The organism is Qipengyuania sp. S6317L1 (assembly GCF_023015615.1).
In the GTDB taxonomy this organism is placed as follows: Bacteria; Pseudomonadota; Alphaproteobacteria; order Sphingomonadales; family Sphingomonadaceae; genus Erythrobacter.
On record NZ_JALKAJ010000004.1, the window covers coordinates 522,989 to 538,347 of the forward strand.

Here is a 15,359-nt window from a genome sequence, read left to right on the forward strand (position 1 = left end):
ATGCTCAACACCATGCCCCCTGTCGGCTTCGGCCTTTGGAAGATCCCGCGCGAAGACACCGCCAACGCCGTGGTCGAGGCGATCCGCGCCGGCTATCGCCATTTCGACAGCGCGGCGGACTACGCCAATGAGGCACAAACCGGCGAAGGGATAGCGCGCGCCATCTCCGACGGCCTCGTCACCCGCGACGAACTGTGGATCACCTCCAAGCTGTGGAACACCTTCCACGCACCCGAACACGTTGAGGAAGCCTGCCGCAAGACGCTTGCCGATTTGCAGGTCGAGTGTCTTGACCTTTACCTCATCCATTTCCCCATCGCGCTCGAATATGTGCCGATCGAGGAGCGGTATCCGCCCGAATGGCTGTTCAATCCGGATGCCGAAGAGCCCGAGATGCGCCCTGCCCGCGTGCCGCTCCACCAGACGTGGCACGCGATGGAGGCGCTGGTGGAGAAAGGCCTCGTCAATCGCATCGGCGTTTGCAATTACAACACCGGCCTCATTCATGATCTCATGAGCTATGCGACCATCAAGCCGAGCCATCTTCAGATCGAGAGCCACCCATACCTTACCCAAGAGAAGTTGATCCGTTGTGCAAACGGTTATGGCATTGATGTAACGGCCTTCTCCCCCTTGGGCGCGCAGAGCTATTTTGAACTCAATATGGCGGAGCAAGGCGAAAGCTTGCTGGGTGCAGCTCCCGTGATGGTTGCCGCCCAAGCTCACGACAAGACACCTGCGCAAGTGCTCCTCAAATGGGGCGTTAAGCGGGGGACCTCGATCATCCCCAAGACCACCAAGCCAGAGCGGATGCGCGAAAACCTTGCCATAGACGATTTCGAACTTTCCGCCGTCGAGATGGCCGCGATAAGCGCGCTCAATCAGGACCGCCGCTTCAACGATCCGGGTGTCTTTGCGCAAGCAGCGTTCGGGAGGTTCCATCCGATCTATGACTGAGGCACAGCTATCAGAATTCCCCGGTATCATCCCGGGCGGCGGCAATCTCGCTGCTTTCCTTTCCGCCAACAAAGGTGCGGTCGATGCCGCTTTGTCGGATGCGGGCGCGCTGCTGTTTCGCGGCTTTGATGTGCCGGACCCGCTCGCCTTTGACGCGGCTATCGAGGGCTATGGCGAAACAGGTTTCACCTATGAGGACTCGCTGAGCAATGCAGTCCGCACAAACGTGACCCCAAGGGTGTTCACCGCCAATGAAGCGCCGCCCACGACCGAGATTTTCCTCCATCACGAGATGGCGCAGACCCCGCTTTATCCTGCCAAGCTGTTCTTCTATTGCGAGATCGCTCCGGATGCGGGCGGCGCGACACCGCTGTGCCGCTCGGACTGGGTGCTGGAGCGTCTGGCCGGACAATCGCCCGCCTTTGTCGCACGGCTCGAAGCCGAAGGTGTGCGCTACACCAATGTCATGCCGGGGTCCGACGATGCAGGCTCTGGTCAGGGCCGCTCGTGGCGCTCGACTTTGAGCGTTGGCGATAAGGGCGCGGCCGAAGCGCGGCTTGAGGAACTTGGCTACTCATGGGAATGGCTTGAGGACGGATCGCTGCGCGTCACCACCTCTGCCCTTCCCGCGGTCCGTACGCTTGAGGATGGGCGCAAGACCTTCTTCAACCAGTTGATCGCCGCCTTTCGCGGCTGGGCCGACAGCCGCAACGATCCGAACAAGGCGATCACCTTTGGCGGGGGAGAAGCGATCACTGCGAAGGATATGGCCCCGGCGATCTCGCTTGCCGATGAACTGACCTATGACCTTGGCTGGCAGGCAGGAGACGTCGCGCTGATCGACAATTTCACCGTCATGCACGGCCGCCGCCCGTTCGAGGGCAAGCGCCGGGTGCTCGCAAGCCTGATCGCCTGATTCAAACCAATCTCTTAAACGAAACGGGTCGTTTGAGTGCCAGCATCCCGCGCGCGCGACCCGCTGCCGCCCGTTAAATTGCGCACGCTACCATAGTATATGAGACGCGGGCTACTGTAGCGTTGCAGTCCGGTATTAGCTAACTTCTTTGCGTGTGATGGCATCATAATGCACCCGAAAGTTTAGGTTCTGCCCCGCTTTCAAATAGATGGCACATTCTACGGTCTTTTAAAGTGTCCCGGTCGCGACTGAAGACCGTTTTGTCTTATCGAGAAGCCCCAGACGCTGCCATTTAGGATGACCAGAGCAGAAACTAGCACTGCAAAAAGCGCACCGGGCCCCTCAAGGCTGGCGACCCCAAGGGGCGAAAATATCAGATAGGTTACCACCACACAGCTAAAAAGCGTGACGGCCAGCGGCCTTGCATGGGGCCAGGGCGTCATGTCGACCTGCGCGCGCGGAGTGAATGACCATGCCTCCTTGCGCGGTTTCAGCCAGCCACAGCCAAGCATGATCGCAACCTCGACAACGAACAGCACCGCGTAAAGGTGGATGAAGTGGAGCGTTATCACTTCGTCGAACACAAAGCGGATAAGGCCATAAGCGATGATGTGGAAGATGATGACAATCTTTGCGCCCAGCGCCGGAACGCGCGCCGTGAAGAGGCCGACGATCACGATTACCACGGTGGGGATGTTGTAGAAGCCGGTGAACACGCGGATAATCTGCCAAAGCCCTTCTGGCGAGAAATAGAGCAAAGGCGCGACCACGAAGGAAAACAGCGCGATGATGACGCTCGCGATCTTGGCGATGCGCACAAGCTCTGCATCGCTGACCTCACCGCCCCGCGCCTTTTGTTTTGCCGGCCCGTAAATATCGAGCGCAAACAGCGTCGCGGCTGAATTCAAAAGCGAATTGAACGAGCTGAACACCGCGCCCAAGAGCACAGCGAGGAAGAACCCGCTCATCCAGAACGGCAACACATCGCGGATGAGCCGTGGATAGGCCTCGTCTATCGTGCCCAATCCCCCTGCGCCTTGGGGCCCATACATATGGAAGGCGATCACACCCGGGATCATCATCAGGAACGGCACCAGCACCTTGAAAAAGCCGGAGAGGAGCACGCCCTTCTGCCCCTCTGCCAGCGACTTTGCGCCGAGCGTCCTCTGGATCACATATTGGTTGGTGCACCAGTAGAACAGATTGGCAAAGATCATGCCGGTGAAGAGCGTGCCAAACGGTGTCGGCGCGTCGCTGTCGCCGATGGCGTTCAATTTCTCGGTGTGCTCGTTGCCGAGTGTGGCCAGCCCTTCGGCAAAGCTCCCGCCACCCAGCGCGATGAGACCGAACACCGGCACCGCCACCCCGATGATCAGCAAGCCGACACCGTTAAGCGTATCGGAAACCGCCACCGCGCGCAGACCACCGAACACGGCATAGATTGCGCCGATCACGCCGATGGCGACGACCGTTCCCACCAGCGCCTCGAAATAGGGAAGCCCCGTCAGCACCGGCACATCGAACAACAAAAGCACCGCCACCGAACCCGAATAGAGCACGCTCGGGATCGTCACGAGGCCATAGCCCAGCATGAACAATAGCACCGACATGCGCCTTACCGTGGGATCGAAGCGGTCGCCCAGAAACTGTGGCAGGGTGGTGAACGCACCCGCAAGATATTTGGGCAGGAAGATAAGCGCCATCGCAATTGTCGCGACCGCCGCCGTCACCTCCCAACCCATGCTCGACAAATTGTAGCCATAAGCCGAGCCGTTGAGCCCGATCAGTTGTTCGGCGGACAGATTGGTTAGCAGGAGCGAGCCTGCGATAAAGGCGGCGCCAAGGCCGCGTCCGGCGAGGAAATATCCGTCCTTCGTATCCGCTGTCCCGCGCGTTTTCAGCCAGCTGATCCAGCCCACCAGCGCCATGAAAAATGCGCAGCTCAATGCGGTGAAAACAAGGTTGCCGCTCACCGGGTGTGTCCGATCAGGTCGCGGTAATGATCCACCAAGCGTTCCTCTCCAAACTCGGGCGTTGCCTCATCGCTGTATTCGCCCGTTCGAGGGTCCAGCAGCAACATGCTCTGCGTTGCGTAATAGCGCGCGATCCGGGCGTATTCGGCTTTTTGTGCAAACCAGTCCGAGGCCCAGGCACCCAGCGAAAAGCCGCTGGCGAAAAGGCCGAACAGCCATACGGGAACCGAGCGGAATTTGGGCTCCATGCCAGCCGCTGCAAATAGCAACTCGCCTTGCTCCTTGAGAGTGATCGCAGGGCCGCGTCCGCCAATTGGAAGGACCGCGCCGCGCGCTTCGGGATCATCGATGCAGCCCACGATGAAGCGGGCAAGGTCATTGTCGCTGATCGGCTTGCACCGCGTGAGCTCCCCATTGCCGAAAAGGAGAAACGGCTTGCCTTTGCGTACCCTTTCCACCTGGCGCGACAGCGATTTGAAAAAGGCCGTGGGACGAACGATCGTATGCGCGAGCGATGAGGCGATGAGCTCGGCCTCGAAGGCCAGTTTGGCCCGCTGAAAGGCAAGGTGCGGGCGCTGCACACAGATTGCGGACAGCAGGATGAAATGCTCGACCCCGGCCTCCTCGGCAGCTTTAAGGAGGTCAAGATTGGCCCGGTAATCGACCGCGCGCGCATCCTTGGGAGAGCCGCTGCGCGAGGCCATGCACGAGATCACTGTGCGCACGCCTTTGTGTCGCAGGCTTTGTGCAAGTTTTTGCCTGTCACCAGCCGGCACGGTGTCGATCATTACCCGATCGTGCGTGTTATCGGTTTCGGGGCCCCTGCGCATCAGGGCAAGCGTTGCCCGCCCGTCATCCGCCAGGGCGCGCACCACCGCGCGGCCAATGGTGCCGCTTGCACCCGCGACCGCAATCGCTGAACCTTCCGGATTGTATGATGTCTCGACCGCCTCGCCCACGCCCGCAACCCTAGCAGCGATGAACAAGGGGTCAATTTCGCAGAAGTGTTATCCTGCGCGAACAGCGAAAGTCCCAGCTTCAGCGTATCTCAAACACACCTTGCATTGATCGACGCCTCGCAGTTCGGTCACGAAACCCCCGATACATACACATTGGACCTGCTTCTTGGAGAAGGAGGCAGCAGCGTCGTCACAACGCACGCCCGCCTCGAGACGCCGGCTTCGTGGCCCAAGCCATGGCTAGCCTTGCACGAAAAACTGAACCAGATCGGCGGCATTTCGGCGCACTTTCGAGTTAAAGCGCGCAAAGGGCAATTGGCACTCATCGAAACCGCTGATAGATATAAGTCTCTCTTCCCCCCGTAATTTAAGAGACTTCCCGCTTTGTCTAGAATTTTGATCGACGGATACAATCTGGGCCTTGAGAAAGGCACAGGTGTTGCGACCTATGCGCGCAATTTGAGCTACGAAATCGCGGCATTGGGCCATGAGATCGACGTTCTTTACGGCAACCGGATGAGCCCGGGTAAGGATGAGCTTTTGAGCGAGATCTACTTCTTCGACAGCGGAGAGGATGAACGCCACAAGCTGATCCGGATCCTTGAACAGATTCCGCAAGCAGTGCACGCGCCCTGGACGTTCCGCGCCAAGCAGGTGCCGGTCACAGGCCGAGTGGTCACGCGCACGTTCCAATCGCGTCTTCCCAAATTTGACCGCCTGTTCAACTCGCGCGACCTTTTCGTCCGCTCGCAAAGCGCGTTCCGGCTGTGGCGCAAGCCATCGGCGGTGCGGATGGATGAAAAGCCGGACCTTGCCCACTGGACCTATCCCATCCCGCTTTGGGTGAAAGGTCGCCCGAACATTTACACCTTGCACGATGTTGTGCCCTTGCGGCTGCCCTACACCACGCTCGACCACAAAAAACGTTATCTCAAGCTGTTGCAAAAGCTCGATCAAAAGGCAGCGCATTTTGTAACCGTTTCGGAAAATTCCAAACAGGATCTCGTCGACCTTGTCGGCATCGCGCCTGACCGGATCACCAACACCTATCAATCGGTGAGCATTCCGGACAAGTACGCGAATAAACCCGAAGATCAGGTCGCCCGCGAGGTCGAGGGGCTGACGGGCTTCGATTACAAGGGCTATTTCCTGTTCTGGGGATCGCTTGAGCCCAAGAAGAACATCGGACGCATGATCGAGGCGTATCTATCCTCGAAAGTGGACACACCGCTGGTGATTGTGGGCGCTCAGGCGTGGAAGGCGGAGCAAGAGCTCAAATTGCTGGGCGCGGCGGAATCGTATTACACTGGGCTGGAGCGGATGCGCGGCGCGCGGCGCAATGTCATCCAACTGCCTTATGCGCCCTTCCCGCTTCTCGTCAGCCTGATCAGAGGCGCGCGCGCTGCGGTCTTCCCGTCACTTTATGAAGGGTTCGGCCTGCCTGCGCTCGAAGCCATGCTTTTGGGGACGCCGGTGATCTGCTCCAACACCTCCTCCCTGCCCGAGGTGACAGGTGATGCAGCGATTGCCGTTGACCCCTATGACACTGCCGCAATCACGAGGGCTATTCGCGCAGTGGATGCAGACGCTGACCTTCGCGCGGACTACACGGCACGCGGACGCAAGCAGGCTGAACTCTATACGCCGGAAAAGTATCGCCAAAATCTCAAGGCAGTCTATGATCGCTTCGTTTAAGGCTGCGCACTAAGCCGGGTTAAAGCCATCGCGCGTGCGGCGGGTTGAGGGATTGAGGTTGCAATGAGAAGGGTGCGCGCATTGGGGCGCAAGGCAGGGCAAGGGGCGATTATTGCCTCAAAACGTGTCTGCGCGCCTGCTCTTGCAGCATCGCTTCTGTGCGCATCGGCTTTTGCGCAGACCTATGGCCCAGAAGACACCGAAGCCGCCGATGTTCCTGCCCGCAATGTTGAAGGCCTGCCTGCCCCCCTGATTGATGCAGCAAAAAAGGCAGTTTCCCAAAATCCGCAAGTCTTGGCCCAGCTTGCAGAACTCGCTGCGCTCGAAAGCGAACTGAACGCCGCCAAATGGCAGCGCGCGCCCAATCTCAGCGCCGAAGTGCTTGCCACCACGGGCGGCTCCAGCATTGCCGATCAGGACGGGCTTGCATTCAACGTGGCGCTTGAACAGCCGGTTTGGGCGGGCGGCGGTATTGGCGCAGGCGTCGATGCGGCGCGCGCGGGCCGCAATGTGGGGGAAAGCGCGCTGCGCCAGATCCGCTATGACATCGTCGTTGGCATTGCTTCTGCCTATTTCGAGGCGCTCACCGCTTTCAACCGGGCCAAGGCGCTAGAAGCCGGGCTTGCCGATATGGCGACTTTGGTGGCCTCGATCGAGCGGCGGGTGGAACGCGAAGTCTCTCCCGCCGTCGATCTCGTGCTTGCCCGCTCGCGGGTGACACAGCTCGAAGTGGATCTTGCCACCGCGCGCGAGCAGGGTGAAAATGCACTGCTGCGCTTGCAGGAACTGGTCGGTGACCGGCTGCTGCCCCCGGTCATGCCGCAAGGCGACCTCACCGGCGAAGTCCCGATTGAAGCGCTCGCGCTCGATGAGATATTGGGCTGTTCGCCCGCACTCGAACGCTCTCAGCGCGAGGTCGATCTGGCGAGTGCGCGGGCCGATGTCACCAAATCCGCGCTGTGGCCGCAGCTTCTTGTTCAACTGTCGCAGAACGAACTCACCGGAGCACGGGCGGCTCTGGTGCTGCGTTGGCAAAGCGGCAATGGCCTTTCGCGATTTGCGGTGAATGACGCGGCAAGAGCGCGGGTCGACCGCGCGATTGCCTTGCTCGGACAGGCGGATCAGGAGGCGCGGCGACGGATCAGCGCGGAATATGTGCTTCTTCGCTCAAGCCAGCGCAGGGCCGAGGCAGGCCTTCTCGCGTTCGAAGCGGCGGACGCATTGCAAGCGAGCTATCAGCGGCAATTTGTCGCTGGACGCAGAAGCTGGCTCGACGTGATCAATGCCGCGCGCGAAAAGACCTTTGCCCGCGTGTCCTACGAAACCGCACGGGTCAGCGCGCAAGGGGCCGCAACCCGAATTCTGGCACTCACTTGCCGTTGGAGCCCGCAAGGTATTTAAAGCGACGAGAATATGACCAAGCACTCGCTTCTCCTTGCCATAAGCACCTACGCGCGCGTTCGCGGCACTTCGCTGCCGCCCGGATGGGAGGCCGATGTGCCTGTCGAAACGCTTGGCGACGGCGAAGAGGCGATTGAAACCGTGCGCGCGGCGATGGGGTGGGATGTGCCCGAACGCATCTCCGGTCGCCCGCAGCCCGATCAATTCCCGCTGCTGGTCCATGATCCGCAGCGCGGCTGGCTCACCGCGCGCCAGTTCCTTGGCGAAGACGAGATTGCGATTGTCGGCAGCAGGGAAACGCTGCGCTTCGATGAAAGCCAGAGCTTTTTTGCGCTGCATATCCCCGACCCTTTGAACGAAACCCACGAGAGCGCGTGGCGCGTCTTCAGCGATGCGATCTGGCGGCGTAAACGTGTGCTTGGCATCGCGGCTTTTGCGACCGTTTTTGCCAACCTCTTGACCCTCGCAACCTCGCTTTATGCGATGCAGCTTTACGACCGGGTGATCCCGCTGGCGAGCTTTGAAACACTGTTCGTGCTCACCGTCGGCGTGCTTTTTGCGTTGCTGCTCGATTTTGCCCTGCGCAGCCTTCGTGCCTGGCTGATCGAGCTTGAGGCGCAGAATATCGACAAGGAAGTATCGCAGTTTTTCTTCGCGCGTGCCCAGTCGATCCGGCTCGATGTGCGGCCCAAGGGCATCGGCACAATGGCCGCGCAAATTCAGGGGCAGGAGCAGATCCGGCAGGTGATGAGTTCGAGCACGCTGTTCGTATTTGCCGACCTGCCCTTCGCGGTCCTTTTCATCCTTGTGATCTGGGGCATCGGCGGCAGCGTGGCGCTTGTCCCTGTCATCAGCCTGCCGATCGCGATTGCGATGGCGTTTGTGTTCGCCAGCATCATCCGAAAAGGCACCGAGCGCGCGCAGGTGACGGGCAATCAGAAGAACGGCCTTCTCGTCGAGATGCTCGATGCGACCGAGACGATCAAGGCCAATCGCGGCGGCTGGCAGATCATCGGACAGTGGAACACGCTGATCCGGCAAATCCACCATTACGAAGTGCCGGTCAAACGCGCCTCGGCGGTCTCGGGTTCGATTTTCTCGACGCTCCAGCAGGTAAGCTATGTCGCGGTGATGGGCTATGGCGCCTATCTGGCGGCAACTGGCCGGATTACGACCGGCGGCCTTCTTGCCTGCTCGATTATCGTGGGGCGGATCAATGGCCCCCTGATCGCGCAATTGCCCAATCTGATCGTGCAATGGGGCTATGCGCGCTCGTCTTTGAAAGCGCTGGATTCGCTTCTCAAATATCCGACCGAGCGCACCCTTTCGAGCGCGGCCCTGCGCCCTTCGGCGGTGAGCGGACCGCTATCCATAACCGACACGACCTTTGCCTACGGCGAAGGGCCGCCTGCCGTTCAGATTGAAAGGCTATCAATCGAACCAGGCGAGAAAGTCGCCATTGTCGGCGGCGTTGGCGCGGGCAAATCGACTTTGCTCAAACTCATCGCTGGGCTTTATTCCCCGCAGTCTGGGATGGTTTCGCTTGGCGGGTATGACATTACCCAACTGGCCGAAGACGTGGTGCGTCAGCGCATCGGCTACCTATCGCAAAGCTCGCGGCTGGTGCGCGGCACATTGCGCGACGGGCTCACCATGGGCCTTGCCGATATTCCTGATGAAAAGCTTATTGAAACCGCGCGTGCAACAGGGCTTGATGCGCTGTTTGGCGAGGGGCAATCGGGGCTCGATTTCGTGGTGCAGGAAGGCGGGCTTGGTCTTTCGGGAGGACAACGCGCGCTCGTCGGGCTCAACCGTCTGCTCCATCAATCTCCGCAGGTCTGGCTGCTTGATGAGCCCACATCGGCGCTTGATATCAACAGCGAGAAGAAGGTGCTGGACGCGCTCGACGCGGCGCAAAATAATCAGAGCATTCTCGTCATGGCGACCCACAAGATCGCCCTGCTGGAACGGTTTTCGCGGGTCATTGTCATGCGAAGCGGGGCCATCATCAATGATCAGCCCGTGGCAGAGTTTCTGGCCATGATGCGCAAGGGTGCGCCCAAGCCGCCCTCCCCCGACCGGCCTCCCGCCGGGACGGTGACAACCCGTATCAAGAAGGGTGGCGGCAAATGAACCTCCTGATGCGCCCTGCAACGATGATCATCCTAGTGATCGGCCTTGTCGTCACCGGCTTTGTCGTGTGGTCACAATGGGCCGAACTCGATCAGGTCACCCGCGCGCCGGGCAAGGTCGTTCCCTTCTCCCGCGTTCAGATCGTGCAAAGCGAACAGGACGGCGCGATTGCCAATATCGCCGTGCGCGAGGGCGAAGCGGTTGAAGCGGGCCAGACCTTGATCGAACTCGACCGCGTGCAACTCGAAGCCGGCCTGCGCGAAGCGCGCGTCAAGGTCGCAGCGCTCGAAACCCGCATGGCGCGCATCAATGCAGAGCTTTACGACCGCCCGCTTTCCTTCCCCGCCTCGGTCAGCGGCTATCCCGAATTCATGGCCAACCAGCGCCAGTTGTATCAACGCCGCCGCCGCGCGCTCAATGATGAGCTGCGCACTTTGGAGAATCTGGCCGACCTCCAGCGGCAGGAGCTGGAGCTTTCGGAGCCGCTTCTGGAAACCGGCGATGTTGCGCGCTCGGAAATCATCCGGATGCAGCGGCAGGTCGTCGAAACGCAAGGGCGCATTTCCAAGGTGCGTTCTGACCATGCGCGCGATCTTCAGACCGAGTTTGCACAGACCGACGAAGAGCTCGCCTCAGCGCGCGAGATACTGGCTCGGGCCGACGACCGTCTTCGCGCCTCAGCGCTTACCGCGCCAGCTGCAGGCATCGTCAAAAACGTGCGCTTCAACACCATCGGAGGCTTTGTGCGCGCGGGCGAAGAAGTGCTTCAGATCGTGCCCATGGGCGAAAAGCTCATCGTGGAGGCAAGAGTGCCTCCGCGCGACATTGCCTTCGTCAAATCCGGCCAACGCGCGCGGGTCAATTTCGATGCTTACGACAATGCGATCTATGGCTCTGCCGATGGCACAGTCGTCTTCATCAGCCCGGACACCTTGACCGAGCAATCCCCTGACGGGTCGAGCGAAACATATTACCGCGTGAACCTTGAAGTCGATACCGAGCCCATGATCGAAGTCGAGGGCCGCGAGCCGATCAATCTGCAAGCCGGCATGACCGCCACGGCAGAGATCCTGACCGGGGAATCAACCGTTTGGAACTATATCACCAAGCCGATCCTGAAGACTGTTTCGGACAGCCTGCAAGAGAAGTAGTCGGCATCGTCATAAGACAATAGCTGCGCCTGACTTGCATGAACCTTCTAAAGCGCTAGAGTTCTTGTCGAAATTGCGACGGGTCAATTACTTGTTCCTATGCCAAGGCGTAAGAAAGGTGCCCCTCCTGCCGCAGGAAAAAACCATTCGGCGATCAACACACAGCAGCGAAAGTCACCATGTCACAAGCCTTTGCAACCGGTCCCGGTTTTGAAATCTTCAACCTTCAATCAGGTGATGCGCGTGGCACCGTTCTCAGCCCGGATGAAACCACACTTTATGTGTCATCAGGCGTCGGCTTTTTCGTGCAATACGACGTTGCGACCCGCACGCTTCTTCAGTTTGACAATCTGAACATAAACTTTTCTGCGCTTACCATCTCTGACGACGGAAACACGATTTACGGCATCGGCGTGCCAACCGGAACCGCCGCCTCGCCGTTGATCTACGAAATCGACGTATCGAATGGCTCGGGATCAAACCTTGTGCCGATACCGCTGCCCAATTCCTCGGGCCTCAACCCGAGCGATATCGAATATGTCTCTGGCGACAAGTTGCTGATCTCGGGCCCGCCATCGCATGTTTATGATCTGGCAACGCAGACGGCGGTGCAGTCCTTCGATCCGGGCTTCAATACCAATTCGGTGATCTACGAGGACGATGGCATCGCGCTTATCGCTGACATCGACATTTCCGATGCGCAGATCCAGATCTATAACGAAGCGCAAGGCCAGGTGGTCGGCACGATTAGCCCTGGCACTGGTATTCAGCCGCGCAATTTCAACAATGGCGTCATGGCGGTCTCGGCGGAGGCCGGCCTCATCGCCGTGCGCGTCGGGTTCGAAGGGATCAAGGTCTACGATCTTGCTGGCAACATCGTTTTCGCAGAACGGTTTTTCGGCGTTTACGAAGACGGTATGGCCTTCAGTTCTGATGGCGCTTTCCTGCTTGGTTACAACTCCAACACGCTGAGCGTGATCGACACATCGAACTGGACCGTCCGCCGCGTGTTCGACATGTCAGGCAGCGGGCTTTCAGGTGGAAGCGCAGGAGGCTCGAACGGAGATTCTGTCCGTATCACCAGTGATGACCAGACCATCATCATCACCAATGAAGAAACCGGCTACATCAACATCATCTCCCTGAGCGAGCCGATTGGCTCTGATCCCGGCGTGATCGGAAGCGAGGGCGATGATAATCTTCAGGCGATCCTTGGCCAGGATGTAGATGGTTTAGGCGGGAATGACCGGCTAGAAATTGACTTAAGATCAGCCACCCAAGGCGTAATCGCCGACTTCAGAGGGCTAGCAACAGGCGCAGTCACCGTCGAAGGCGCGACAATCGTTAATATCGAAAATATCCAGATCATCGAGGGCTCTGAATTTGCCGATTTCCTCGCGCCCTATCAGGATTTCCCAATCGGCAATGGCATCATCAACGGCTATGGCGGTGATGATGAGATCATCATCAGCATGTCTATTGGCGGCGGGGGACCTCAAGTCTCAGGCGGCGAAGGCGATGATCTGATCGACGCGCGCGGCACTTTCAATGGCGGCGATTATTTCGGCGGCAATGGCAACGATACCATCTACACCGGGCAAAGTTTCAGAGCATTCGCCTTTGGCGGTGAAGGCGACGACATCATCGAAACCTATGGCTCCGCAGATGGCGGCGCGGGCAACGATGTGATCACTTTGTTCGAGCCGGGCGATGTGAGCGGAACGACCATGTCTGCCACTGGCGGCGATGGTGATGACATCATCAGCGTTGATCTTTCCGACCGCTTTGGTGACCCGCCAGATGCGAGCCTTTCGGGAGGTGCGGGCGCGGACTTTTTGACCGGCGGTAATGGCAATGATTTCCTGGCCTCAGACGGCACCCTCTCAGAATCGGTCGACAATGGCGTTGAAGTCGACACGCTTATCGGCGGAGCAGGAAGCGATCGGCTGATCGCAGGCATTGGCGACAATGTTGATGGCGGCGATGGTTTCGACTTGGTCTCGCTCTCATTTGGTGGAGCGCAAAGCGGCATTACGCTCAACACGGACGATTTGTTAGCTGGCTCTTCGGTGATCTTCGGAGGAGGCACAATCCAAAATGTCGAAACGATCGAGCGCATTATTGGGACCGAGTTTGCCGATAATATCACCGTGGGGCCAGGAAGTGCGCCGCCCTCTTCGAGAACGCAAGTCGAGGGCAGAGGCGGCAATGATGTCTTCAACAACAATGGCGGCGCAGCGACCTTCGTGGGCGAGCAAGGCGATGACCGTTATTTGGTAACGGACAATGCGGGCTTTGGATCGTTTTTCGGCGGTGACGGCATTGATACGATCGACCTTTCCGCCACCACCACCGGCCTTACCGTTGCGCTATCGGATAATCCGCAAAGCACCTTTGGCTCTAGCGATGTGACCGAGCAATTGAGCGATGTCGAAAACATCGAAGGCGGTTCTGGGAACGACACACTGACAGGTTCGGTCGTTGCCAATGTGATCAACGGCAATGGCGGCAATGACATTATCGACGGCGGCTTCGGCGACAATACCCTGAACGGGGGCGCAGGGGTAGACGAGCTCCAATTCCTGTTCGCCAATGCGCCTGCGACCTTTGATCTGCGGGTTACCACGGCGCAACAGGTGGGCACGGGCATTGTAACCGCAAGCGGCTTTGAAAACGTCACCGGATCGCAGTCCGGCGACACTCTTACGGGCGATAGCGGGGCCAATGTTATCCGTGGCATGGGCGGCAATGACCGCATCGACGGCGCTGGCGGCGACGATGAATTGGACGGCGGGGCTGGCACGGATACGCTGCGTTTTGGCAGCGCGGCACAGGGCGTGTCGATCAATCTGGCACTCACCACTGCACAAGACACCGGCGTCGGGCTCATCACCGTAAGCAGCTTTGAAAACCTTGAAGGTTCGGCCTTTGACGACACGCTCACCGGAACATCGGGCAACAATGTCATCACCGGCGGCAATGGCGATGACACGATTGATGGCGGGGCCGGTTTCGACCGAGCCGTGTTCAGTGGAGATTTCGCCCAGTTCGCGGTTCTTGAAAGTCAGAACGGCATCTATTCCATCGCTGGCCAAGGGGTCGATAGCGTCACGCAGGTTGAAGTGCTGCGCTTTGACGACATCAACGTACTGCTCGACCTTGGCACCGGCCTTGCGATTGATCCGGGGAACGATGACCCGAACACCTTCATGGTCAATATCCGCGATTTTGACGGTAATGACATTGGCGCAGGACAGCATTGGGTGCGCATTGGCGTGGCCGATGCAAACCTTGATGGCAGCGACGATGTCATCTTCGTGAACCGGGTAAATGGCCGCTTTGCAGAAGTGGGCGTCAACGCGAACGGCCTTGTCCAGTTCGACAATCATGGACAAGGCGGCGACACGCGCGTGGTCGGCATCTATATCGACCCGCTCGTCGAAGCAGGGACCGTGGAACAAGGCGGCCCCTTCGACAGCCAGCAGCGCTTCCAGAACGACCTTTTCATCGGCAACATCGCGCGGGTTCTCGGATCACAGGATTATGACGGCGATGGCTTTGCCGAGATTTACTTCGCCCTCACCGATGGCACCGCTTATCTGCGCGCTCTGATGCACGCCGATGGCAATATCCAATATGCCAATTACCAGAGCCAGGAGCAGGTTACCGAATATCTCAACTCGCAAGGATTTGGCGAGGAAACCTATGGCGATTGGTTCCCGCCGCCCGCGCCACCTCCCGTCGCGATGAACGATATTGCCGCCGCTTCGGCGATGGATGCAGGCGAGCTTCTCTACGCGCGTCAGGACATGATCCAGCCCGAGTTCTTCGGCTAAACGGCAAGGCTGGCGGGATGATTGCTCGTGGCGTGATCGCGCCCCGAGCGGCGGCCCCGTCAGCCAAACACTTCGGCGTGAAACAGGTCCATCGGGGCCATCGCCGCGGCGGGCATTGCCGCTGCGCCGCTTGCGCCATCCGCGTCAGGGGCAGAGAACCAGTTGCCGTATGTCTCTTCGCCAAAGCCATTGGCGGTGAGATAGTCGATCACACCGCGCTCGTCCTGATAGTTGGCGTAGCGTATGTTGCCATCGGCCTCCATGATGGCGCGCAAGAATGCTGTGCCATCGGTGAGCGCGAAATACACCTCCTGCAACCCGTCACCATCATAGTCATC

General features: G+C 59.2%; 10 protein-coding genes. 7 read left to right on the forward strand and 3 right to left on the reverse strand.

Annotated features, from left to right (window positions below; translation table 11 throughout):
* Together MWU38_RS11585 and MWU38_RS11590 are read left to right on the forward strand one after the other, a co-directional pair.
* Positions 1 to 957: an aldo/keto reductase gene (locus tag MWU38_RS11585; protein WP_247271957.1), complete on the forward strand. Its 957-nt coding sequence runs from the start codon at positions 1 to 3 to the stop codon at positions 955 to 957.
* The gene (locus MWU38_RS11590) at positions 950 to 1,873 is read left to right on the forward strand and encodes a TauD/TfdA family dioxygenase (RefSeq protein WP_247271958.1); all 924 of its coding nucleotides are present in this window, start codon (positions 950 to 952) and stop codon (positions 1,871 to 1,873) included. The genes MWU38_RS11585 and MWU38_RS11590 overlap by 8 nt, the downstream gene beginning before the upstream one ends.
* 218 nt (positions 1,874 to 2,091) lie before the next feature.
* On the opposite strand, the gene MWU38_RS11595 is transcribed toward MWU38_RS11590, so the two are convergent.
* The gene (locus MWU38_RS11595; protein WP_247271959.1) at positions 2,092 to 3,846 is read right to left on the reverse strand and encodes a solute:sodium symporter family transporter; all 1,755 of its coding nucleotides are present in this window, start codon (positions 3,844 to 3,846) and stop codon (positions 2,092 to 2,094) included.
* On the reverse strand, positions 3,843 to 4,832 hold the full coding sequence (locus tag MWU38_RS11600; RefSeq protein WP_247271960.1) for an NAD(P)H-binding protein: 990 nt from the start codon (positions 4,830 to 4,832) through the stop codon (positions 3,843 to 3,845). The genes MWU38_RS11595 and MWU38_RS11600 overlap by 4 nt, the downstream gene beginning before the upstream one ends.
* A gap of 357 nt (positions 4,833 to 5,189) precedes the next feature.
* Here MWU38_RS11600 and MWU38_RS11605 point away from each other — a divergent pair, with 357 nt between their 5' ends.
* The 5 genes from MWU38_RS11605 (at position 5,190) to MWU38_RS11625 (ending at position 15,021) form a co-directional block, all read left to right on the forward strand.
* Positions 5,190 to 6,500 (forward strand): glycosyltransferase family 1 protein, encoded by a 1,311-nt coding sequence (locus tag MWU38_RS11605; RefSeq protein ID WP_247271961.1) that lies wholly within the window; start codon positions 5,190 to 5,192, stop codon positions 6,498 to 6,500.
* Between the two features lie 63 nt (positions 6,501 to 6,563).
* Entirely contained in the window at positions 6,564 to 7,901 is a 1,338-nt protein-coding gene (locus MWU38_RS11610) for a TolC family protein (RefSeq protein ID WP_247271962.1), read from the forward strand.
* A 12-nt stretch (positions 7,902 to 7,913) separates the two neighbouring features.
* A complete protein-coding gene (locus tag MWU38_RS11615) occupies positions 7,914 to 10,034 on the forward strand; it encodes an ATP-binding cassette domain-containing protein (RefSeq protein ID WP_247271963.1) in 2,121 nt (706 codons plus the stop codon).
* Positions 10,031 to 11,185: an HlyD family efflux transporter periplasmic adaptor subunit gene (locus MWU38_RS11620; protein ID WP_247271964.1), complete on the forward strand. Its 1,155-nt coding sequence runs from the start codon at positions 10,031 to 10,033 to the stop codon at positions 11,183 to 11,185. The genes MWU38_RS11615 and MWU38_RS11620 overlap by 4 nt, the downstream gene beginning before the upstream one ends.
* Positions 11,186 to 11,364: 179 nt before the next feature.
* Positions 11,365 to 15,021: a hypothetical protein gene (locus MWU38_RS11625; RefSeq protein ID WP_247271965.1), complete on the forward strand. Its 3,657-nt coding sequence runs from the start codon at positions 11,365 to 11,367 to the stop codon at positions 15,019 to 15,021.
* A gap of 59 nt (positions 15,022 to 15,080) precedes the next feature.
* Here MWU38_RS11625 and MWU38_RS11630 read toward each other — a convergent pair.
* Positions 15,081 to 15,359 (reverse strand): hypothetical protein (locus MWU38_RS11630; protein WP_247271966.1); only part of this gene is annotated, 279 nt, incomplete at its 5' end.

Bases quoted from the DNA above. Each gene is read 5' to 3' on its own strand.
- MWU38_RS11585 (WP_247271957.1), top strand. From the start codon at position 1: ATGCTCAACACCATGCCCCCTGTCGGCTTCGGCCTTTGGAAGATCCCG.
- MWU38_RS11590 (WP_247271958.1), top strand. From the start codon at position 950: ATGACTGAGGCACAGCTATCAGAATTCCCCGGTATCATCCCGGGCGGC.
- MWU38_RS11610 (WP_247271962.1), top strand. From the start codon at position 6,564: ATGAGAAGGGTGCGCGCATTGGGGCGCAAGGCAGGGCAAGGGGCGATT.
- MWU38_RS11615 (WP_247271963.1), top strand. From the start codon at position 7,914: ATGACCAAGCACTCGCTTCTCCTTGCCATAAGCACCTACGCGCGCGTT.
- MWU38_RS11620 (WP_247271964.1), top strand. From the start codon at position 10,031: ATGAACCTCCTGATGCGCCCTGCAACGATGATCATCCTAGTGATCGGC.
- MWU38_RS11625 (WP_247271965.1), top strand. From the start codon at position 11,365: ATGTCACAAGCCTTTGCAACCGGTCCCGGTTTTGAAATCTTCAACCTT.